We start from the raw sequence: 22,657 nt of genomic DNA, 5'->3' as shown, positions 1-22,657 counted from the left end.
CCCGAATATAAAATTTATTTTTTGTATGCCTTTTGGCATTTGTCATAAGTGTATCATTTTTATACGGTTGTGTCAAGAGCATTTTATTATCGGTAAAATATAAATTTATAGCCGTTTTTCAGGTCGAGATTTAAGTTTTTTTATTTCTTCAAATAATTCCGGGAGTTTTTGTAGTAGCGCATAGATTTTCATTGCTTGTTTATGTGGTCTTGCAGGATAACCCGAAACTGTTTCCTTAGCCGGGACATCACCGATAACACCTGCCCGTGCAGCGATTACAGCGCCATTACCAATGGTAATATGTCCGACAAGCCCTGCCTGTCCTGCAATAGTAACACCGTTTCCTATTTTTGTTGAACCTGAAATACCTGCTTGAGCAATAATTATTGAATTTTCGCCAATCTGGACATTATGTGCAATCTGGACGAGGTTATCTATTTTTGTACCTCTGCCGATAAATGTCTTTCCTGTGGTTGCTCTATCTATTGTCACATTTGCGCCTATTTCTACATCGTCGGCAATTTCAACAATACCTATTTGTGGAATTTTTTTTAACGAACCACTTTCCAACACATATCCAAAACCGTCAGAGCCAACAACCGTTCCAGAATGAATTATTACATTACTACCGATAATACAATTTTCTCTAATTGTGACATTTGGGTAAATCAAGCAGTTATTCCCAATTTTTACACAACTTCCGATATAACAGTTTGGATAAAACACAGTATTTTCGCCAATTTCAACATTCTCTTCAATAACAACAAAATCTGAAATTGCAACATTCTTACCGAGCACTATAGATTTTGATATCGAACATTTGTTCGATATGCCTGAAGGATATTTTTGTTTTTCTTTTGCAATCTCAACTAAAATTTTTGTGTATGCAAGATAAGGATTAGGTGAGACGATTGCCGGAATTTTTACCCCGCGTAAAGAATCTGCGTGGTAAACTTTATCTTTCTGTTTTTCTGATATTATGATTGCCGATGCATTTGTTGAACCGATATACTGCTCGTATTTTGGGTTTGCCACAAAAGTGATATCACCTTTTTCGGCTTCTATGATACCTGCAGCATTTGTGACAACAGTATTTTCGTCGCCTAAAATTTTACCACCTGTTATTTCCAGAATCTCTTTTAATGTTTTTCTCATTTTCTCATTTGCTCATTTAGCTAAATGAGCAAGTGTGACATTGTTATTTTAATTTTTTTAGCACCTTATCTGTTATATCCTGTGCATCCTCGCCATAAATCAGATTATAAGAATCAACAATAATTGTCAGTCCTTCTTCTACTGCAACCTCTTTTATCGCATCATAAATTTTGCCGAGCATATTTTTTTTGATTTTTCTGGTTATTTCTTTTTCTTCTTTTTTTGTTACGGCAATATATTTTTCAAGGTCTTGTTTTTGTTTTTCAACAAGATTTTTTTTTGCTTCAACATCTGCCATAGTAAAAGTGGGCGATGATATCTCAACAGGCACAGCGATACTTTCTGTTGATACTGCAACTATCTCCGCTGTTTCCGTTGATAGATTTACCTCGCTTGGTATTGGAGTGCTGGATGAATATATTTCTATTTCTTTTTTTGATTCCTCATATTTTTGGAGTTGTTCTTCCATGCTGGTGATTTCGTTTTCAAGTGTTTCAATTTGGTTCTCAAAATTTTTTATATTTTCTTTACGGGCTTGCAAATTTGCGGACATTTCGTCTTTTATTTTTTTTGCTTCAGGGTATTCTTCTATTATCCGATTTATATCCACGCAGCCAATTCGTTGTATTGAAATAGTAGCAGAATAAATGCAATTAAAAATGAAAAATGTAAAATGTAAAATAATTGTCAAAAACAAACCATAATTTTGAATTTTGAATTTTGAATTTTTCATTGTAGTAATCAAAACACCTGACCCATAGTGAAATAGAATTGTGATAGTTGTTCACCTGGTTTGTGATTTAAGCCGTAACCCCAATCAATTCTTATAGGTAAAACAGGCATAGGTCTTAACCGAATTCCAAATCCGACACCGGTTTTAAGTTGTTTTTCTTCAGAACCAATTTTTAGTGTGACATTGTTATGGTTTCGCCATGCACCGCCCATATCAGCAAAAATCGCAGCTGATAAAATTGAATGACCTTTTTCTTGAACGATTGGGAATTTATATTCCACATTAGATACAAACAGTATTTTGCCTTTTTCAGGCGGACCTATTTCGCCGAAGTCGTAGCCACGCACCGTATCAGCGCCACCTAAAAAATATCGTTCGTAAATTGGAACTTCTTTAGATGGTGCAAACTCTTTGGCATATGAAATCCTGGCGTTTAAGCCGAGCACAAACTTCCAGAATGTCGGAATAAACTTTGAGGTTATAAGTGTAGGTTTATAAAAATTGGTATTACCGCCGAAAGGCCCGCCGGCAACTTTTACAGACAGAGAATGTTTAGAACCACGGTTAGTATCAAACACATTATCTCGTGTATCTCGGGTAATTGCCGAAGTTAACGATGAAGCTACATCTTCTGACTCTTTAATATCATTTATCCAAGTGCTATCTATATCAAAAAGTTTAACCTCCTCATATGTATATGTGAAATTCAGTGAAAGTATATCTGAAAGCGGTTTGCCAACCCGAATATCACCACCGCGTCTTCGTTCTCTGTAAGCAGTTGAATCAGTGCTATAACTTCTCCAAACGGTTGTATTAAAAACATCTACACCAAACAAAAGTTTTTTTCTAAACAGATATGGCTCTGTAAATCCTATCTCGTAGTTTGTTCGTCTTGTACCGAACTCATATGTAAAATTCAGTTTCTGCCCACGACCAAAAAGATTTATTTCTGTTACCTGAACGGTACCTACAAGTTTATCCACGGACGAATATCCCGCGCCTAAAGACACCAGCCCTGTTTTATCCTCTTCAACTTCTATTGCGAGGTCTGCCCTATCCGGCTCTTTTGTCTCTTCGATATCTACTTTTATATCCTTAAAGAAGCCGAGATTATACAGCCGTTCCTGACTTCTTCTGATTTTGCCGACTGCAAACACATCGCCTTCTTTTACTAATAATTCCCGTTTCACTACATACTCTTTTGTTTTTGTATTACCATCAATGTAAATTCTATCTATGTAGACAACACTGTTTTCAGTTATAGTGATTGCGACATCTACAATTCCTGTATCATCATTTTTGTTTGTGATAGTATCAAATTTAGCGCGAATATATCCTTTATCCGCATACATTTCTTTTATATTTGTTACATTCTCCTCATATTTTGACTGATTAAAAATTTCGTTTTGTTTGAAATTAAAATTTTTCAGCAAGTCAGTTTCTGCAAAAACGGTATTGCCTGTAAAACTTGCTTTCCCATTTCTGTATTGTTTGCCTTCTTCTAATTTTACTTTTATGAACATCTTTGTCCGTGTATCATTATAAGTAATCTCAGGTTCCAGTATTTTTATATTCAAGAATCCATTATCTTTGTAAAACGCTTCAACTTTTTTTATATCGTCTTTGAATGTCTCGTCTTTATAAACCTTTTTTTTCTTTGTTGTAAAAAGTTTTTTCACCTTTTTTAGTTTGAAACTTTTAACACCGTCAATCGTCACCCCACCAATCAGGATTTTGTTGCCCTCGGTAATTGCGAAAGTAACCGTTGCAAAACCGGTAATATCATCAGTTGTAGAAAAATCGCCAATATTCACATCAGCATAGCCCTTGTCTTTATAGAGTGTTGTTATTTTTGCGATATCATCCTGTATTTTTCTTGTATCGTAGCCCTCTTTTTCTTTTGACGATATTTCCTCTTTTAATTTTCTGTTTGAAAACGCTTTATTACCACGGAACTCAATTTTTTTAATAATTAGTTTTTCTTGCACAATGAAAATAATCCTTACACCGTCTTTATAGTCCGAAACATCTACTGCAACATCCGAAAAAAGTCCAAGTTTATAGATATTTGAAATATCCTCATCAACCAGTTTTCTTTCAAACTTATCGCCTTTACTAATTTTGATAGCATCTTTAACCACTCGTTCTTTTACATTCTTCAAGCCATGTATTTCAATTGCTCTTATTTTTTTAGGTTTCTGGCTATCAGTTGCTGCAAACAATAATAAAGTTCCAGAAACCAGTAACAGAATAAACAAGATAAACAAAAAAATAATTTTTTTCATATCACCATTATTTTACAAAATTTAATTAGAAAGTCAAGCAATTTTTTTAGGAAGTGGAAACGACGATATTTTTGTTTATTTCTTTTTTAATATGAAGTGAACTTCGGCTGGGTGATGTGAGGATATTGCTACTTCTTTCTCTTCAGCGATATAGCCCTGCTTCCATGCTTTTACCGTATAGGTTCCTGAAGGCAAATCATTTATGGACATTTGTCCATTTATATCTGTTAGTTCTTTTACAATTATCTGCTCATCCTGTGAGATTTTTATTGTTGTGTAGGAAAGCGGATTCCCTGCGGTATCTGTCACTTCCACAGAAATATAATTCGTCTGTTTTTGTTCTGCGTCAGTTCTGCGTTCCATTTCCGCGTCTGTTCCGTGTGCTTCTCCGAAACGATAGCCGATACTTACACGATGTGTTGTATCAAGATACATTCCTGGAATGAACGCATAGCCAAAATCAATATTTTTCCAGTTCAGCCCGAGCCCGAAATGTAAATTCGCTTCCTTGACATTGAATCTGTAGCCAACATTTAGTGAGACGATATTATACCCGAGTTCAAATCCGGCTTCAGGAATTATTTCTTCATCACTAAAATTGTATGTTATACCGAGACCGGGAAGGAGATAGGAGATAGGAGATAGGAGATAGGAGTAGCCACTGCCGAGATATGCGGATGTTGGGAGCGGGTTTTTCTTTTCTATAAACTTTGTAGATGAGCCTAGATTCTGTGCAGAGACAGAAACAGACAAGTTTTCTACAGGCAGATAAAAGGCGCCTAAATCGCCGCAATATGCAACTGACGATTTTCGTTCTGCAATTCTGCTTGTTGCGATTTTAACAGTAGCACCTAAAAACATTTGTTCAGTTAATTTATGTCCATATGAGACAAGCCCTAAAATATCCTGCTGTGCGATAACATTTTCTGTTTTCAGTTCGTCACCTTCAAGCCAGTTCAGTTCCATTTTGCCCGCATCGTAATACGCAACACCGCCGGCGAGCATCCCGTTAGATAAAGGCTCGCCATAAACCAGCCCACCTAATTTGTCTTCTGTGAAACCCAATTCGGATAAGAAAAATATCTCGCGTTGTGTATTTGTCCCTAATACCGCTGGATTGTAAAACACGCCGGATAAATCACCGCGAACCGCAACAATCGTTGTCATACATTTGAACTTTGCGGATGAAACCTTCCTGAAAATAGTCCACCCGCTTTTTCCGAAAGAAGCGTAAAGGCAGGGAATAAGTTGATAAAGTAATAAAGTAATAAGTAAAACAGCAAACCGACCTAACCATCTAGCCATCTTTCCATCTTTCCATCTTTTAATCATCGCACACCTCCAGTTTTCTACTTGACATTATTTTATTTCTGAGTATAATCTAACCAGTGCTGCGGGATAGTTCAAAGGTAGAACTACTGTCTGTCCAACAGATGATGTGGGTTCGATTCCCACTCCCGCAGTACTATGACTATTCATACCAATCTGCCGCAGACAGGATATGAGTAGTCGCATAAAAAAAATTTTTGGATTGTAAAAAAGTACTTGACAAAATAGTATTTTTTTGTTATTATTATATTGGGCAGACAGCTTTGAACTATCCTTGCGAAAGCCCTGGCAGAAATGTCAGGGCTTTTTGTTTCGCGTCAGTTCCGTGTTTTTGGTTTCGTGTCAGTTCCGCGTTTAAGTTCTGCGTCTGTTCCGCATCCCTCTGTTCCTCGTTCCTCTGTCACTCTGTCCCTCTGTCCCTATCTTAAAATTGCTACTTTTTTGTGGACATTCACACCGGGTCCTTTTATGGATACAACATAGATACCTGATGCAATATCTTTGGGTATCCATTCAAACCTGCCTGAAGACATATTATCTTTTGTCTCTTCATACACCAGTTCACCGGTTAATGTAAATATTTTGCATTCAAACTTACCAACAGTATCGCTTCTGAAGTCTATTTTTACATTCTCGCCTTTGTCAGGATTAACAGTGCCTTTGCTTTCAGTCCCACCAATAATTTTTATCTCACCCTTATCTTCTTCTTTCAGTTCTATTTTCGGCTGAATAGTCGGGTCGTAATCACCAACCCAGATATCCAAATCACCCATATATACAATTTTGTTGCCTGAAACAAACGATATTCCACCTTCATCCCATTCCCCCCAACTAATAACAAGCGATGGGTTGAGGTCAATTACATTTGAGCCATCAGAGTTTGCTAAATATATTTTAGGAAGCCCACCGCTGTAGTCAGTATACGCAATTTTTTGAGAATCAGAAGTCCAGCCAAACTCTCCCCATCCTTCCGCAAGTTTTGTTTTACCAGTACCATCTGTATTGATGATGTAAAGTTTCTCGTTTTTGCTTGTGTCCTCATAAATAATATATGCTACTTTAGAACCATCCGGTGAAAGTTCACCCCAGATATCATAACCAGTATCAAGCAGTTTCAACCCAGAACCATCAGAATTCATTGAATATAATGAGTATCCTGAATAAATATATTCTGTAAGCAGAACCTTATTTGATTGCCAGTCAGAAGCATAACAACTAATCGTTGTTGAAAGAATAACTGTGTAGGTTGATATATCCACAGGTGCGGTGCAGATAGAATAATTCCACAATTCATCACCTATAGAAAAAGAAGACATAGAAAACATTATTTTTGTACTATCAGGCGAAAAGAGTAGGTTATCTCCTGGAAGCTGTTTTTTACCTGTTCCATCAGGATTGCAGATGTAATGAACACCAGCGTAGTTATACATTATTTTGCTTCCATCAGGGCTCCAACTACCATAAAACTTATTAGCCGGTCCTTCTATTTTTACTGGTGTGCCACTGCCATCACTGTTTCTGATATACAGATATGAAGTTGCGCCTTCTTCTAATGTATACATAAGTTTTGAGCCATCAGGTGAAAGTTCCATGCCATACCAATCTTGTGTCTCTGTTTCTGTGAATAACAGTGTTTTACTACTACCATCTGTATTCATTGAATAAATTTTTTCTTCAGTTCCATAAACAATTTTAGTTCCTTTAGCATCCAATAAAACCCACTCTCCTTCCATATCATTTTTTGTGATATTTGTGAACCCTGTGCCATCTATATTTATTGTAAAAATATCTTTACCACCCCAAGTACCAAACAACAGTTTTGTATCTGATACCCAGTTAACATACTCATAATACCCATATGGAAGTGGGATTTCTTTTATTACTTCACCTGAAACAGAAATAATTACAATTTCATCTTCATTATAAAAGTTAAGTGCGATTTTAGATTCATCCGGTGAAACAGAAAAGCCAAATTCATGTGCTGTTGTTGAATAAAGCACTGTGTAACCGGTGCCATCAGGATTGATTGTTGCTAATTGTCTATCTCTTGTGATTACAATTTTGTTTGATTTTAGCCAGTAGGGACCATCAACATAATAAGTAGTGAGTTGTGTAAGCCCTGTGCCGTCTGTTTTGATTTTTGTAAGATAACTGTTTGAATTCTGAAATGCAATCTGTGTAGAATCAGGTGAGAAGGCAATCGGTGCCCAGCCTTGAATATTGTTTTGTGTTACTGTTGAGCCAGCAGTAGGCACAAAAGATGGGGCATGTAGCCGAGGATTCAGTGCCGCCGATACTGAAGCCCGCAAGGGGCTGAAGTATCGGCTACAAGGCACTTCAGCCTCGGCGGATATAGGAGATCTACTCGGTGCCAAACCAATATGTGGTGCGAGTGTTTTGCCACCACTCCCATCCGCATTTATTAAACAGAGTATGCCATATTCTTTATCCGACTCGGTTTCTACAAATGCGATTTTATTCCCATCAGGCGAGACCTTGAGTGTTCTAATTATGCCTGTTGTAGAATAGATACTTTTTGCATTCGTGCCATCAAGATTTGCAGTATAAATATAATTATAGGTACCATCCGTTTTTGTAATAGCTGCTTTCGTTTTATCAGGAAAAAAATCATAACCATCGCCAAGGCATTCCATTAAACTATCATCTGTGAGTTGTGTCTGGCTTGAGCCATCTTCATTCATTCGGTATAAATCAAAATTATAGCCGGTTCGGTGTTTCAGAAAATATATTTTGCCATCTAAACCACCCAGAGCATAATACCACCGATGTTCTGTAAGCCGTTCCTGAAAAGCATACAGGCAGGTAGAAAGGTAGAAAGGTAGAAAGGTAGAAAGTAAAACCAACAATTGCCAACTTCTGTTTCTTGCTTCTTGCATCTTGCTTCTGTTTCTCATCACACACCTCCACAAAATGAAATTTATTGTTAGCATTCAGGTGAGATGGGACTATTCAGTGGGCACCTATCACACCAAAACCTTTCTTTAATAGTTCTATGACCTCTTTATGTCGCTCTTCCGCTTTTATATCCAATTTCTCAAATCTGGTATCCATTTTCTCAACCAATTTCTCAAATCGTGTATCCATTTTCTCAAATAGCTCTTTAAGCATTTCTCGTGTTAATTTAGATTCTTCTACTATAAGTTTTTCTGTTCGCTCTGCAACTTCTTTAATAAGTTTTTCTGTTCGTTCTGTTGTCTCTTTAATTACCCTGTTGTTATTCTTGTTATTTATGTACCATACCCAACTTAACAAAACCCCAACAATCGCCAACCCGATACCTGTTTCCATATAAACCAACCTCCACTATTTCTTTTATCGTAATAGTTTAGATTTGTTAAGATACTACCACAGAAACACTGAATTACTGAAACACGGAACTAAAATCAACTCCAAAATTCTTTTTTCAGTGTCTCCGTCTTTCCGTGATGTGGATTTACATCCGCCGCTGATTGCTTTCATCCATTTCGTAGCCGGCTTCCCTGACGCTGTTCGGGTCGCGGCGGTTCGCCATCAGAAGCGCCTGACCGCGCCTTCGGAGTATATCAATCATTGCTTTGCGGGCAGACCGTTCTGATTTTTCCGCATTCTCGGCTTTCAACCGCAACTCGGCAGCAAGCCGGTGCGACTTCTCAGCAATCCTGAGGTGCTTTTTAATCTCACCAGCACGCGGCACCGCATCCTTTGCCGTTTTTAACTTCGCATCCGCGGCACTTTTTCCAAGCGAGAGCCATCCCGCTTCCGTAACCGGATACCGTATCCTCATAATTTCTCCCCGAAAAATACATTTTTTTGTATTTTTCTTTAGTTTTCGCTGTTTTTCACCGTTTTGGAAACCGTTTTTGCCCTGTTATTGAGCATTTTTGCAGGTGAAAGTTTTATCCGATAAAACATTTGTAGCATCCGATAAAACATTTGTAGCATCCGATAAAACTTTTGTAGCATCCAATAAAACATTTGTAGCATCCGATAAAACTTTTGTAGCATCCAATAAAACTTTTGTTTTATTCAATAAAACACCTGTAATATCCGATAAAACACCTGCATTATCCAGTGAAACTTTTGTTCTGTCCAACAAAACTGCGTAACCACAGATTAACACAGATAAACACTGATTTTAATTCTAAATTCCAAAACTGCACTTTTACTGAAAATCAAGATTGTTGAGGTTTTTCAACAACCTCATTATAACAAAAAATATGTATTCTGTCAAGTGCTTTTTTTATTTTTTTTATTTTGTAATTTTTTTTCTTTTTTGTATAATACTATGCACAGCAAGTAAAAATTAAAAATTAAAAATTAAAAATGCTTTCTACCACAATTTTCAAGATTCTTTTTTTGGTTTTAGCGTCCATTTTTTACAACGCACTGTTATTTCCAAAAAACCGGGATTATATCAGTTCGCATATTGAGTTTGACCGAATCTATTATTTAGACGAGACTTATAATTTTAATGAGAAGGCAAGATATTCGGTGATACTCAATGAAGCGCAGGTTGAAGAACTTTACAGTCAACAAGCCGAGTTTTATAAACTGACCGACGATAACAAATTGTTGACCAATAAACTTACCGAAACTATTTTTTTGAATATTTGTAATTTTGCCCAATTACCTAATACACCGAATATATTATTGAAAGCAGAAAAATATATTCAGATGGAATTATTTTCAGATTTGTTATTGAGATATTTTAATACTGGAAAAGCAACAGGCGGCAGAAATGAGATTATTTGTGATTTTCATTTACATACTATCTATTCACATGATTCGGTAAGCGATATAGAGAATATTTTGATAAAGGCAAATGAGGAAGGTTTCGGTGCGATTGCGGTATCAGACCACAACCGATTAGATGGTGTAAAAAAAGCGGTTGAGATTGCCGAACAACTCAAAAAAGCCGGGAAACTGAATCCCGGCTTTATCATCATTCCTGCAGAAGAGGTTTCCGTAGCCGATGGCGGGCATATTGGTGCATTATTTATCAAGACATATATTGAGAAAGGAATGACTGCTGAAGAAACGATTCGTGAGATACACAAGCAGGGCGGATTGGCGGTTGCTTTGCATCCCGGAAAAAAAGGCGAGTTAGGGCTTAAACTATCAACGATGCTGGATTTTGACGCAGTAGAAGTTGGAGATGGTTCAGATTTTTTGCTATATGAGTTTTACAGAAACAAGAAACTCGGTCAGAAAACTAAAAAAACAAAACTTTTTGGTGGTAATGCTCATATAAGCGAAGGGCTTGGTTTTCTCGGCTATAATGTTGTTTATACCGCCGAGAAATCGGCAGAAGGTATAAAACAGGCAATCAGGAACGGAACGGTTAGACCGGTCTTTACAGGGGTTTACAATCCGTATAATGATTTTTTTGAACTTAAACCAGTTGAGTTTATTTATACGAGTTTTGATATATATGACACTATAAAAAGGAACCTTGAGTATTATCTTGGCAGACTAATTTTTTCTAACGATTTCAAGATTACAACTTCAATAGACGAGCCGCTGTTTGATATTTTTAATATCTTACCGGCATACAAATATATCCGCGACAAAAAAGAACCATTCCAAAAACCAGTCAAACTTTTATCCATTTCTGTTTCTTACGGAATGTTAAATATAAATTATGATTTTGATAACTGTAAAGCAGGGTGTATTATTAAATTTGTGTTTTAGGAATTCCCTTTTTTGGACGCAGATGTACGCAGATTACGAAGATTATAAAAGTATAAATTTTAAATCTGTTTTTTCTGCGAAAATCTGCGTCCTATTAACTTGAATCCTGTTAATCCTGTCAAAAGAAGACTACAAATTTCAATTATTTTTCAGGTTCGGGACCGAACCGCCAGTATTTTTCAAGAAAAAATTTAGATGGTCTATCACCAGTTTCGGTTCGTTCCAGTTCCTGCGTTGTTCTGAATAGTATCCCGCTTTTGAACCGGTATGTAAGTTCTATCTCATGTTTCAGTGATAGTTTATTTTCAAACTCATCAAATTTGATACCGTAACCGGCTGAAAACCCTCTGGCAAAATCTTTACCGAATTGCAATTTTGTTCCCTTGTATAAATCTATAATTGACGGCTGCACACCTGCTGTTCCGTCGGGCAATGGCGGTGTCTCTCGTTTTATAGCGAACCTGTCTATAAAGCCGGTTCGTTTCAAGAGTGATTTCACAAATGGTGTTGTGAGCAGTGTATCAACGATTTTACTGAGTTCTTCTTTTGAGAATAGTTGTTTCTGTTTAGAATCCGCCAAGCCCAGTGCTGCCTGAGCGGCTAACTTCTCACCCGGCTCGTCAGTTTGCGGATTAGTTTTTGACGAAAATCGCGGCTTCACATTTTCAAGCGGTCCTCTATCAACGATTAAGATAATTGTCTCAGGCAGATATTCAGTTATAAGTTGATGTGTTGCTAAATCTACGCGTCGTCGTTCAATTTCTGTTTCAGTTTCTGCAAGCCCTGATAGGAACAGGTTACTTTTTTCGGCTTCCAAAACCGCTTCTCTGATTGCAAAACTTCTGCCAAGATATTCAAGTGTCCCACGTAGTGCCTCAACTTTGCCGGTAACAAGCGGTGAAGAACCTTGAGCGTGCAGTAACAATTCGCCTTTTGTTTCAACTGATACAAAATCGTTTTCATACCAGCAATTTTTTCCTGCGATAATTTTCAAATTCCAGTTTGCATTTTTCAGAAAATCCCAAGCACCCGTTTCGCCTTCTTCGCCGGGATAAGTAAATTTTGCATCAGACAGTTTCAGATATCCGTCTATATTCCAGTTTTCAGGTGTACCAAAAAGTTTTACATTCGCTTCAATTTTTGCTTTTGATGGATTTGAAAAAGGTGGGAGTGCTGTGATATCAGGTATGACGGGAATGATTCTGCCGACACCGCCTGTTTTAATCTGTAACAAATTAACTATTACTGGTACACTTTTGTCAGGTGTTAAAAGATGAAATTCAAATTTGCCAAAATTCAAACCCTCTGTAAATGGTGAGATATTTGCCTCGCCTGAAACTTCAACAGGTTCTTTATCAATAAATGCTTTAAGTTTGCTGATTCTGATTTTATTGCCTGAAAACACAAGTTCGCATTTCAAGTCGGTTAGTTTCTTGAAAATATCGGTCAAAACAATTTCATCTGCCGAAATGTTAAATTCGCCACTTATTTCAGGTTTGTTCAGTGTCCCTTGGAGAGTGAGTGATGTATCAAACTTCCCTTTTGCTTTCTTACAGGCTGAAAATATAGATGGCACAATTGCCAGATTCCCAGCAGTTGATTTGATTGAGATATTAACAGGTTTTTCTGAAAGTTTCTTTTTTGCCTCGTCGGTAATTGGCAGTGGTGTGGTGCCTTTACCTTCAACCGCATAAACATTTTTTTGTGAAATTTTCAGATATTTCAAATCCAGAATGTTTTCGGTTAACTGAAAAAACAGTGAAGCGGTATCAAACTCAAGGTCTTCTATTTTGCCGGCGGCTGAGTTAACGAGGCAGGTGATAGTCGGATTAGTTAGTTCGCCTGTTGAGGTTATATTAAAATTTGTATTACCTGATGCAGTAATTTTTAAGTTCAGCAGGTTCAGCAAATCGCCCAGTGAGATATCTTTGCCCTCGCCGGTAAAATCTAACACATTCTGTTTTAAAAAACCATTAACATACAGCAATCGTTTACCTTTTTTGGAGAGTGCGAGATTGTTGATTTTTAATTCATCAGGGTTTGAAAAATTGATACTACCACTAATTTGGGTTGATTTGTTTGCCTCTGGAACAAACCGTATTATGCGATTATGATATTTAATATGATGTTGAAAATCTTTTAACAGGAACTGATTTATCCAGAGCCCTGTAGTAGAAAAATCTGCACTAACAATTTTATCCCAGTTCCCCCCCTCTCCCCCCTTACCTGTTAATGTAACTTCACCTAAAAGTACAGTGTGTGGCAATAATTTCAGGTTTCTTACTTCTGCGATAATTTTGAATTTTTTGTCTTCTAACAAATTGATATATGTATCAGGCAGAATTTTGATTTGGGTATCAGCCCATTTAACATCCGCTTTAGAAAAAACGAGTTTTTGAGGTGGATAGTTCTGAAACGAAAATTTACCATTAACCGAGTCCATCTTTTTATTAAATAACAGGATATTTTTCCCTGAAAAACTGGTAGTAAATTGTGGCTTTTTTATACTATCAGTTATAGTCAGTTCTACATTTTGTAATATGCCGTCTACCGGGAGAGTGCTTTTTGTTATTTGATAGATTGTCCGAGTATCCAAATTTGATGCTGATATATTGATTATTTGGAATTCTTGTTTGACTGTATCAATCACACCTGATATTTCTGTGGTTGCGCCATTTATAGACAATTTTGTATCTTCTGTTCTTATCTGTTTTCGGTTGACAAAAATCTTGCCCGAACTTTCAGCTGGCAACTCATATATCAACCCTGCAAAATTGTAGTTAACCAATGCCAGTGGATTTTTTATATCACCCCGTATTATGATTTTACCGTCTATTTTACCGGTTATATTTTTGCTGAACTGTTCTGGATTGAATACAAAGTTCAAATTTGCCGAAAGGTAATTTGACGCAATAAAATAAGCAAGTTTGCCGTTGAGTTTATCACCCCATGAAATTTTTGTAAAATCAATTTTTTCACCGTCGTAGATACCAGATACCACAAATTTTTCAGAAATGTCGTCAACTTTTAATTCGTCGGATATTATTTTATATTTTATTGTATTACCAATTTTTTCACCAACTATTCTGATATCAGCATTAACAGTTCTGCCAAAGGTTATTAACTGATTAAGTTTCAGTAAGAAACAGAATTGTTTTTCGTCAAGCTCGCCTGATAATCGGATTGCTGTTATTGATGGCTGTTGCTGTACAGTAAACTCGGTAATTACAACCTTTGATTGTCTCCTTCCCTTCTCTTCCTTTGTGTAAAAAGAAGTTACAATCAAATTATATGGAATACTTTTTAGCAATTGCCCGCGGGTTATTGCAATTGTTCCTGATAGCTCAGGATTTTTTATACTGCCAGCCCAGTTGATTTTACCTGACAGTGTACCGTGAAGAATATCCGATGTTATCCCAAGAAACGGCAGGATGAAATTACTGTTACATTTAGCAAAAATTAAATTTCCAGATGTCTGTTTCTGTTTTATGCTAATTTTTATATTGCCTTGAAGTTCACTACCTAATTTCATATCGATAACCGCCAGTTGGTTATTAGCATACCAGATTTTGCCTGATAGCGATGTTGTGCTTTGGTTAACTGTTAGATTTGTAGATGTAACCTCAGCGTATATTTCAGGCGATTGCAAAATATTCTTAATATAGCCGGATAAATCTACAAAACCTGTTATGTTGTTAAACTTCCAGTTTGTACTCTTAAGAACTGATGGCTCAAAATTTATGATATAAAAATTGAGTTTGCTGTATTTTCCTGAAACTGTGATACCTGTAGTATCGTAGTTTATTTTACAATTTATTAGTTTTGTTTTATCCATCTCGGCGTTCACTTTCAAATTATTCCCTGTAATTTTGATTTTGCCTTTCTCATTTTTCCAGACAAATTTACCAACCGCATTTCCGAGTATGTTTTTTAATATAGATAACTGTAAAATTTTGGTCTCACCTGTAATTTCAGGTTTGTAAAGAGTTCCTGTTATTTTTGAGTTGAATGATATATCCCCGGAACTATAATCGGTTTTTAATAAAAGATTGGTGCCGGTTAAAAAGAAATTAAGATTATCTTTCTGGAGTTTACCATTTAGCGAAACAGTACCTGATAGTAGCGTCGCAGTTGAACTTATTGTCCATTCATTATTGTAAAAAAACAGATCTGTTGTTATCTGTTTAACCATTAGGTTGCTTATTTTTAATTCAGATTGTTTAAGTGTAAGATTCAACTTTGTATCAGGCAGTTCAATCGCGCCATCAAAAAAAACAAAGGTGTCATCGGTAGTGAAATATATTGTTGTATCCGGCAAAAGCTTTTCGGCAAAACTCTTTAATTTGGGAATACTGCCGGAAAACTGTGCAATTATAATTTTAGAGTTTTCAGGTGTGATGGTTGTACAGATTTTTGTAGTAATTTCGTCAGACTTCAGGTTGCCTTGTAGAACAAAATTATCAAATTTACCATAGATATTTAGTATACCATTGAGCGGTTGTAGTTTTCTGAAAGTTATATTTTTTAATTCACATTTTAATTTTAGTGTCAGTTCAGTATCCACTGTCCCGACCAGTTTTAATTCCGAACTAAAATTATTTTCGTCTGATAGCGTAAACAGCCCATCACTTTTTACAGCAAATCCATCTTTTTTCGGTAGAAGTTCAAGATTGATGTTTTTAACCGCGAGATTGTCATAAAGAATTTTTCCATTATTTATAAAAACATCCGCCATCGGATAAATCATTACAGATTTTGCTGTTTTTTTCTTGACAATATTCTTAATTGCTGGTATATCAACCAGCGGCGTGTTAACGGATATTTTTTCAATTGCGGCCAATCCTTTAGTTATTTTATTCAGATTGACGGTAACTACGGTTTCATAACAAGAAAAACCTTCAAACGATAACTTTCTGAAAACTAATTTATTAAACGGAATCCATCCAACTTTTTCTATTTTTACTGGTTTGCCAATAATTCTGATGAGTTCTGACTGGGCGAGATATTTTAGTGAAGTTGTAAAAATTTCAAGCCGTATAAAAAGGTAAATACCGATGGTAAAAACTATTATTACTGATAAAAACAGAATTATTTTTTTCATTCATTAAGATAAACACTTTGTGTATTTCTATGGCTGTCTTTTAATCCTGTAAATCCTGTCAGGTTCTTTTTCGCTTTTTTAAGAGTGTAAAAATTTCGGCTAATGACATTGTTACTGACTTCAATGTTTTTTTTGTTTTTAACAGACATTTGTAAGCGATACCGTATCGCTTATAATACTTTTCCGCTAAATTGTTGTCTTTAATAGGCTGTTCCATTTCTTTTCACTCCACTTTCTATATTATCACATTGTCGCTAATGTGATATTCATATTGTCGCTAATGTGATACTTGATTTTTTAAGATAAGCCACAGAATCTCACAGAATTTCACTGGAATATTTTCAAATCTAAATGCCGTATTTTTCTGTGTATTTCTATGGCTGTCTTTTAATCCTGTAAATCCTGTCAGATTGCCGTTTTATGTTTTTGTTTCAGTGAGCACGGTATTGAATACAATTTTTTTCAAATTTTCAGAATAATCAACAATTATTTTTGTACCTTTCGGAATTTTTTTAGCAAGTATTTCTTCTGCTAACCCATCTTCCATATATTTTGAGATTGTTCTGTTTAACGGTCTTGCGCCGTATTGGGCATCAAACCCTTTATCAAGCAAAAAACTTTTTACATTATCAGTTAATTCAATTGAAAATCCCTGTTGTTTTGTTTTTTTAGATACTTTTGCTATCAGTAAATCCAAAATTTTTATCATATCTTCCTTTTCAAGCGGATGAAACACAATCACATCATCAATCCGGTTTAGGAATTCAGGATTAAATGTTTTCTTTAATTCTTCCAGCACAGTTTCTTTCATTGATGAGAAATCCTTCTGTGTATCTTCTTGAACCAAAAAGCCGAGTGATTTCCCTTTTGATATAAGCCGTGCGCCGATATTTGATGTCATAAGAATAATTGTATTTTTGAAACTAACCTTATGTCCAAGATTATCCGTGACCACTCCATTATCCATAATCTGAAGCAAAATATTTAACACATCAGGATGTGCCTTTTCTATCTCGTCAAGCAGAACCACCGAATAAGGTTTCCGTCTGATTTGTTCTGTGAGTTGACCTCCTTCATCATAGCCGACATAGCCGGGTGGTGCGCCGATAAGATGTGAGACAGAAAACTTTTCCATATACTCAGACATATCCAGCCGAACAATAGAGTCCTCATGACCGAACATAAACTCTGCGAGTGCTTTGGCAAGTTCTGTTTTACCGACACCGGTAGGTCCTAAAAATATAAATGCACCGATAGGTTTTTTGGGGTCTTTAAGTCCTGTTCTGGTTCGCCTGATTGCACGAGCGATAGCGACAATCGCTTCATCCTGGCCTACGATTCGTCTATGCAGTTCCGTTTCCATTCGTAATAGCCGTTCTGATTCTTTCTCGGTAAGTTTGGTCAACGGTATATTAGTCCATTTAGACACTATTGTTGCGACATCCTCCTCAGTGATTGTTGACATGATACTATTCAACCCGGCCCGCCATCTCCTTTTCTCGTCTGTCAGGCGCTTTCTGAGCCGTTCTTCAATATCTCGTAATTTTGCTGCTTTCTCAAATTCCTGGTTATTTACTGCCTTATCTTTTTCAAGCATTATGTTCTCAATTTCAATTTCTTTTTCTCTGAATGCAGTTGGTAATGACACCGTTTTAAGATGTGTTCTGCTACCAGCTTCGTCAATTAAATCAATCGCCTTATCAGGCAAGTATCTATCTGTAATATATTTATCTGATAACTCTGCTGCTGCGACAAGCGCTTCATCAGAATATGTTACCTTGTGATGTATCTCATATTTTTCTTTGAGCCCGTTAAGGATTTTTATTGTTTCTTCAACTGTTGGTGGGTTGACCATTATTGGCTGGAATCTGCGTTCCAGTGCCGCATCGTGCTCAATATATTTTCGGTATTCTGAAAATGTGGTTGCCCCGACGCACTGCAACTCGCCTCTTGCAAGTGCCGGCTTTAACATATTAGATGCATCAATCGCACCTTCCGCGGCACCTGCACCGATAACAGTATGGAGTTCATCAATAAACATGATGATATTGCTTTTTGATATTTTTATTTCATCAATTATATTTTTCAACCGTTGTTCAAACTCGCCACGGTACTTTGTGCCTGCGACCACACCTGCTAAATCAAGTGTAACAACCCGTTTTGTCAGAAGTATTTCAGGCGTATCCTGATTAACTATTTTTTGGGCAAGACCTTCAACGATTGCTGTCTTGCCTACACCGGGGTCGCCAACCAAGACAGGATTATTTTTTGTCCGACGAGACAGAATCTGTATCATTCGTTCTATTTCATTTTCACGGCCTATTACAGGGTCAAGTTTGCCTTCTCTTGCCATTGCGGTAAGGTCTCGTCCGAATTCATCAAGTGTTGGTGTTTTGGATTTATGTCTGTGTTGAGGTAACGGTGGAGGTGTTACCGCACCAAACATATTTGTAATTTCTTCTCTGACTAACTCATAACTGAGTCCGAAGTTTTCAAGTAAAATAGTTATTTTAAACTCAGAATTTTTCAGAAGCCCCAGAAGAATATGCTCGGTTCCTACATAGTTATGTGCCATATTCTGCGCTTCTTCAATAGCATATTCCAGAATTTTTCGTGCATTAGGTGTTAATGGCAACTCACCATACTGAAGCAGATTATCGCCGATAGGTAACATCTTTTCTACTTCAATTTTTAGCCGAGAGGTGTATATTCCAAGATTGGACATAACTGTTACTGCTACGCCATCGTCTAAATCTAAAAGTCCTAACAGGATATGTTCAGGCATTATTGCATCCTGGTTTAACTGTTTTGCCTCTTCCTGTGCAAGCCGTATTGCTCTCTGTGCTCGTTCAGTAAACCTGTTATACATTTTAACATCAGAGATTAGGAAAATGGTGATTAGGAAATTAGGGCCAAAAAGTCGTTCCTTAATCGCCTAATCTCTTAATTTCTATTTTCTATTCCCTGCCTCTATTTGTCCGTCAACCAGTTTTATTATTCTTGTGCATCTGTTTGCTACTGCTTCATTATGGGTTGCTATCAGTAGAGTAAAACCGTAATCTGACTGCAGTTGCATTATCAGGTTTATCACATTTTCGCCAGTTTGTCTATCCAGATTACCTGTAGGCTCGTCTGCAATAAGTATTTTTGGCGAATTTATCAGTGCCCGAGCAATTGCAACTCGCTGCTGTTCACCACCTGAAAGTTCTGACGATAAATGACTGGCTCTTGATAAAAGCCCAACTTCTGCAATCAACTGCTGTGCCTTTTTTTTAGCGGTATGTTCTTTTTCACCTGAAATTAGTAACGGAAACATAACATTTTCTATCGCGGTAAATTCAGGCAGCAGATTGTAAAACTGAAATACAAATCCAATTGATTCATTTCTGAATTTAGCAAGTGTTGATTCTGACGAATTACAGTCAAGCCCGTCTACAAAAACGACACCTGATGTAGGTTTATCCATCAATCCTAAAACATGCAGAAGTGTTGATTTACCTGCGCCTGACGGCCCCGTAATCACTACCGATTCGTTTTTTTTGATACTGATAGAGATTCCTTTTAATACAGTAAGTTCTATTTTACCGTTACTATATTTTTTTATAATATTTTCACACCTGATAATATAATTATTCATATCTGATTGCTTCACAGGGTTCTACTTTTGATGCTTTTGATGCTGGATAAACAGCGGCAATCAAAACAATAATCATGCTTACAAAAATTATCAGTATTATATCAGAAAAAACAATTTTTACCGGCAGTTTCTCAATATAGTAGACATCCGCGGGCAGTGTTATGAATTTATATTTTTTAAGGATAACGGATATTACCAAACCGACTAATGTGCCGGCTAATGTGCCGATAGTTCCGATAATAACGCCGAGATTCAAAAAAATTTTCATAATTGAAATAGGTTGTGTACCAATTGCTTTCAATATCCCGATTGAATGCACTTTTTCAACAGTTGTTACTATCAGAAGCGAGATTATGTTAAAAGTCGCAACCACAATAATAAGTGTTAATATAAGAAACATCACAAACTTTTCCAGTTTGAGTGCCGAGAAAAGATTCTTGTTCATTTCAGTCCAGGATTTGACTTGAAAACCTGCGCCCAATTTTTTTTTGATTGCCGTTGTTATCTTATCCACATCAAAAATATTGTCAGTTTTTATCTCTAAACCACGAATACTTTCTTTACTGACTAACCGTTCTGCATCAGCAAAGTTCATATAGACAAGTGATGAATCATATTCGTACATTCCGGAATCAAAAATATCAGCGACTGTAAATTTTGCCATTCTAGGAATGATTCCAAATGCTGATGTTTCCCCGAATGGCGAGACAAGAATTATTTCATCGCCTTCAAACACACCAACATTTTTAGCCAGTTCTATGCCAATGAACACCGTTTTTTCTTTCAATGCATTGATATTTTTATTTTTGAGCACCCGTTCAATAGAGATTATTTTTTTCTCATCTTGTGGAATTATCCCTTTTACAACCACACCAGTTGCACTTTTGTTTTTTCTTAAAATCATCTGACTGTAAAGGAACCTTGATGTGCTTGAAATACCATTTATATTTAATACCTCTTGTGGTATTTCAGCATCAGAAAAAATCGTAATATGCGGGCTTAATGATAAAATTTTTTCTTTTATGTCCGTCTGGAAACCATTCATTACTGAAATAGTTATAATAAGCGCCGCAACACCCACAGCAATCCCGGATATAGAAATTACCGTCAAAAGTGTGCTAAAAAACTTTTTTCTTGTTGTCCAGAAATATCTTAATGCGATAAATCGTTCAAAGTTCATATTATTCAACTATTTTTAAACTGCCAGTTTGTTTCACTCCTGCTGAAGTTCAACACCTGTGAAAAAACACTGCTATTTTAACAAGAAATTATATTTATATCTTTCTTTTTGAGTTAGTATGGCCGTCCCCATACTTTATACTTTTTTGAATTTTATGCAATCCTTAAACTTATTCCTAACGAGTTTATTATTTTAATAAAATTTGACAACCTCGGATCCGACTTAAAAAATGAACGATAAAGATTTTCTCTATTCAATCCGGTATCCTTAGATAATTTTGTCACTCCGCCGCGGACTTTTGAGACAACTGCAATGGCTGCAAGAAAAGCGCGTTCATTACCATCCTTCTGAAACTCTTCAAGAGCAACTTCAAGATAACTCTTAAGTTCTTTAGGATGCTTCTTGTAATAATTGACTTCAAACTCATCAAATGTTCTAAATTTTCTTTTGCTCATGATATTCCCTCCAATATCCTAATGCTTTTTCTATACCTTTGCTCTGACTGCTTTTATCCCCTCCGAAAAGCAACACCACAATTATATTCCCATCCTCTCCGCAATACAATCTGTAACCCTTGCCAAAATGAAACCGAATTTCTATTATTCCGGAAAAACGTTTATGGTCTCCAAAATTACCCTGCTCTATTCTCCTGATTCTCGCCTGTATGCGCTCCCGAGTTGTTCTATCTTTTAAAGATAACAGCCAGTCAATAACAGGTTCCCTGTTATCCGATGTCTTATAAAGTATAACCCGCTTATCCATATACCTCTAATAGTAGTGTAGCATATATGCTACATTTTGTCAAGAGGAAAATATCAATCTCTTTTTTATTTTTTTCAAATGCAAGAGCAAGAGCGCTGAAGTTTTTGCCAGTTTCTTTTCACAGCTTTTAAAGATTACCAATCATTTTAACGCGCAAAATATTACTGTAACTTTGAAACTTTTTGATAGTTATCTTTGTCATACAAAATATTTATTCCGGTTTTAGTAAACATAAGTCCTCTCCACTGATTATTTGCTTATACCTATCTGATTCATAAAAATTTCTTAATTCTAAAATTCTAGTTGTTCCGAACGGATGATCTTCCATTAATTCGCGCCATTTACTTATTTCTTTTGTATCTTTAATTTCATTTTGTCTCAGGAATTCCTCTGTTGTGATCTCTTTTGGATATCTTTTGTACCTAAACCCAATTTAATTATAACCCGTTCAGCAATCTTAATATCTTGACAGGCAATTAAACCAGCTCTGTCAGCTGTTAGCTCAGCCCTTCTGGACCATATTAATAGCGATGAAAGAACCGCTTGTTGTGCTAAAGCACCGATTTTGTCACCTATAAAACCACCCACTGCCAATCCTAATAATTCTGATGTAGTAGACAAATTTAAAGTCACAATTGTATAAAGATATCTTAAGCGATTTATAATATTTAGTTTTACAAAGAAAATTAGCTGTCCTCTTTTTTAGATACAATGACTATCTTCAAGTTCTTTAATTTCTGTCACTATTGAATGCAAAAAGTCGACTGTACAGGGTAATTTATTT

General features: G+C 36.2%; 17 protein-coding genes and 1 tRNA gene. 2 read left to right on the top strand and 16 right to left on the bottom strand.

What is annotated here, in order from left to right; all coding sequences use genetic code 11:
• Nucleotides 1–105: 105 nt before the first annotated feature.
• The 4 genes from lpxD to AB1349_07260 form a co-directional block, all read right to left on the bottom strand.
• On the bottom strand, nucleotides 106–1,155 hold the full coding sequence (gene lpxD / locus AB1349_07275; GenBank protein ID MEW6557138.1) for a UDP-3-O-(3-hydroxymyristoyl)glucosamine N-acyltransferase: 1,050 nt from the start codon (nucleotides 1,153–1,155) through the stop codon (nucleotides 106–108).
• Nucleotides 1,156–1,198: 43 nt separating this feature from the next.
• Nucleotides 1,199–1,888: an OmpH family outer membrane protein gene (locus AB1349_07270; GenBank protein ID MEW6557137.1), complete on the bottom strand. Its 690-nt coding sequence runs from the start codon at nucleotides 1,886–1,888 to the stop codon at nucleotides 1,199–1,201.
• 8 nt (nucleotides 1,889–1,896) lie between these two features.
• On the bottom strand, nucleotides 1,897–4,173 hold the full coding sequence (gene bamA, locus AB1349_07265; GenBank protein MEW6557136.1) for an outer membrane protein assembly factor BamA: 2,277 nt from the start codon (nucleotides 4,171–4,173) through the stop codon (nucleotides 1,897–1,899).
• A 75-nt stretch (nucleotides 4,174–4,248) separates the two neighbouring features.
• Complete coding sequence (locus AB1349_07260) at nucleotides 4,249–5,505, bottom strand: carboxypeptidase regulatory-like domain-containing protein (GenBank protein MEW6557135.1); 1,257 nt, start codon at nucleotides 5,503–5,505, stop codon at nucleotides 4,249–4,251.
• Nucleotides 5,506–5,565: 60 nt separating this feature from the next.
• On the opposite strand from AB1349_07260, the gene AB1349_07255 reads away from it, so the two are divergent.
• Nucleotides 5,566–5,636, top strand: a tRNA-Asp gene (locus AB1349_07255).
• Nucleotides 5,637–5,921: 285 nt separating this feature from the next.
• On the opposite strand, the gene AB1349_07250 is transcribed toward AB1349_07255, so the two are convergent.
• From AB1349_07250 to AB1349_07235, 4 genes are all read right to left on the bottom strand, one after another.
• On the bottom strand, nucleotides 5,922–8,417 hold the full coding sequence (locus tag AB1349_07250) for a hypothetical protein (GenBank protein MEW6557134.1): 2,496 nt from the start codon (nucleotides 8,415–8,417) through the stop codon (nucleotides 5,922–5,924).
• A 55-nt stretch (nucleotides 8,418–8,472) separates the two neighbouring features.
• On the bottom strand, nucleotides 8,473–8,811 hold the full coding sequence (locus AB1349_07245; GenBank protein ID MEW6557133.1) for a hypothetical protein: 339 nt from the start codon (nucleotides 8,809–8,811) through the stop codon (nucleotides 8,473–8,475).
• A gap of 145 nt (nucleotides 8,812–8,956) precedes the next feature.
• Complete coding sequence (locus tag AB1349_07240; GenBank protein MEW6557132.1) at nucleotides 8,957–9,286, bottom strand: hypothetical protein; 330 nt, start codon at nucleotides 9,284–9,286, stop codon at nucleotides 8,957–8,959.
• Between the two features lie 84 nt (nucleotides 9,287–9,370).
• Nucleotides 9,371–9,595 carry a hypothetical protein gene (locus AB1349_07235; GenBank protein MEW6557131.1) on the bottom strand — a complete coding sequence of 75 codons (225 nt, stop codon included), beginning with the start codon at nucleotides 9,593–9,595 and terminating at the stop codon, nucleotides 9,371–9,373.
• A gap of 230 nt (nucleotides 9,596–9,825) precedes the next feature.
• Between AB1349_07235 and AB1349_07230 the strand changes: the two genes are divergently transcribed.
• Nucleotides 9,826–11,193 carry a PHP domain-containing protein gene (locus AB1349_07230; GenBank protein ID MEW6557130.1) on the top strand — a complete coding sequence of 456 codons (1,368 nt, stop codon included), beginning with the start codon at nucleotides 9,826–9,828 and terminating at the stop codon, nucleotides 11,191–11,193.
• Between the two features lie 142 nt (nucleotides 11,194–11,335).
• Here the strand turns inward: AB1349_07230 and AB1349_07225 are convergent, their stop codons facing one another.
• The 8 genes from AB1349_07225 to AB1349_07190 all read right to left on the bottom strand — a co-directional run bounded on the left by AB1349_07225 (nucleotide 11,336) and on the right by AB1349_07190 (nucleotide 22,494).
• Nucleotides 11,336–16,294 (bottom strand): translocation/assembly module TamB domain-containing protein, encoded by a 4,959-nt coding sequence (locus tag AB1349_07225; protein MEW6557129.1) that lies wholly within the window; start codon nucleotides 16,292–16,294, stop codon nucleotides 11,336–11,338.
• Between the two features lie 58 nt (nucleotides 16,295–16,352).
• Nucleotides 16,353–16,511: a hypothetical protein gene (locus tag AB1349_07220; GenBank protein ID MEW6557128.1), complete on the bottom strand. Its 159-nt coding sequence runs from the start codon at nucleotides 16,509–16,511 to the stop codon at nucleotides 16,353–16,355.
• 201 nt (nucleotides 16,512–16,712) lie between these two features.
• A complete protein-coding gene (locus AB1349_07215; GenBank protein ID MEW6557127.1) occupies nucleotides 16,713–19,163 on the bottom strand; it encodes an ATP-dependent Clp protease ATP-binding subunit in 2,451 nt (816 codons plus the stop codon).
• A gap of 81 nt (nucleotides 19,164–19,244) precedes the next feature.
• Nucleotides 19,245–19,931 carry an ABC transporter ATP-binding protein gene (locus AB1349_07210; protein MEW6557126.1) on the bottom strand — a complete coding sequence of 229 codons (687 nt, stop codon included), beginning with the start codon at nucleotides 19,929–19,931 and terminating at the stop codon, nucleotides 19,245–19,247.
• Nucleotides 19,924–21,111 carry an ABC transporter permease gene (locus tag AB1349_07205; protein MEW6557125.1) on the bottom strand — a complete coding sequence of 396 codons (1,188 nt, stop codon included), beginning with the start codon at nucleotides 21,109–21,111 and terminating at the stop codon, nucleotides 19,924–19,926. Before AB1349_07205 ends, AB1349_07210 begins: the two co-directional genes overlap by 8 nt.
• 152 nt (nucleotides 21,112–21,263) lie before the next feature.
• Nucleotides 21,264–21,566: an addiction module antidote protein gene (locus AB1349_07200; GenBank protein MEW6557124.1), complete on the bottom strand. Its 303-nt coding sequence runs from the start codon at nucleotides 21,564–21,566 to the stop codon at nucleotides 21,264–21,266.
• On the bottom strand, nucleotides 21,547–21,873 hold the full coding sequence (locus AB1349_07195) for a type II toxin-antitoxin system RelE/ParE family toxin (protein MEW6557123.1): 327 nt from the start codon (nucleotides 21,871–21,873) through the stop codon (nucleotides 21,547–21,549). The genes AB1349_07200 and AB1349_07195 overlap by 20 nt, the downstream gene beginning before the upstream one ends.
• A 378-nt stretch (nucleotides 21,874–22,251) precedes the next feature.
• Nucleotides 22,252–22,494, bottom strand: coding sequence for a hypothetical protein (locus AB1349_07190; GenBank protein MEW6557122.1), 243 nt, complete (start codon nucleotides 22,492–22,494; stop codon nucleotides 22,252–22,254).
• Nucleotides 22,495–22,657 lie beyond the last annotated feature (163 nt).

It is taken from the genome of Elusimicrobiota bacterium (assembly GCA_040757695.1).
GTDB lineage: Bacteria > Elusimicrobiota > UBA8919 > UBA8919 > UBA8919 > JBFLWK01.
Note: the sequence above shows the minus strand (reverse complement) of the source record. Positions and strands in the feature narration are given on the sequence as shown.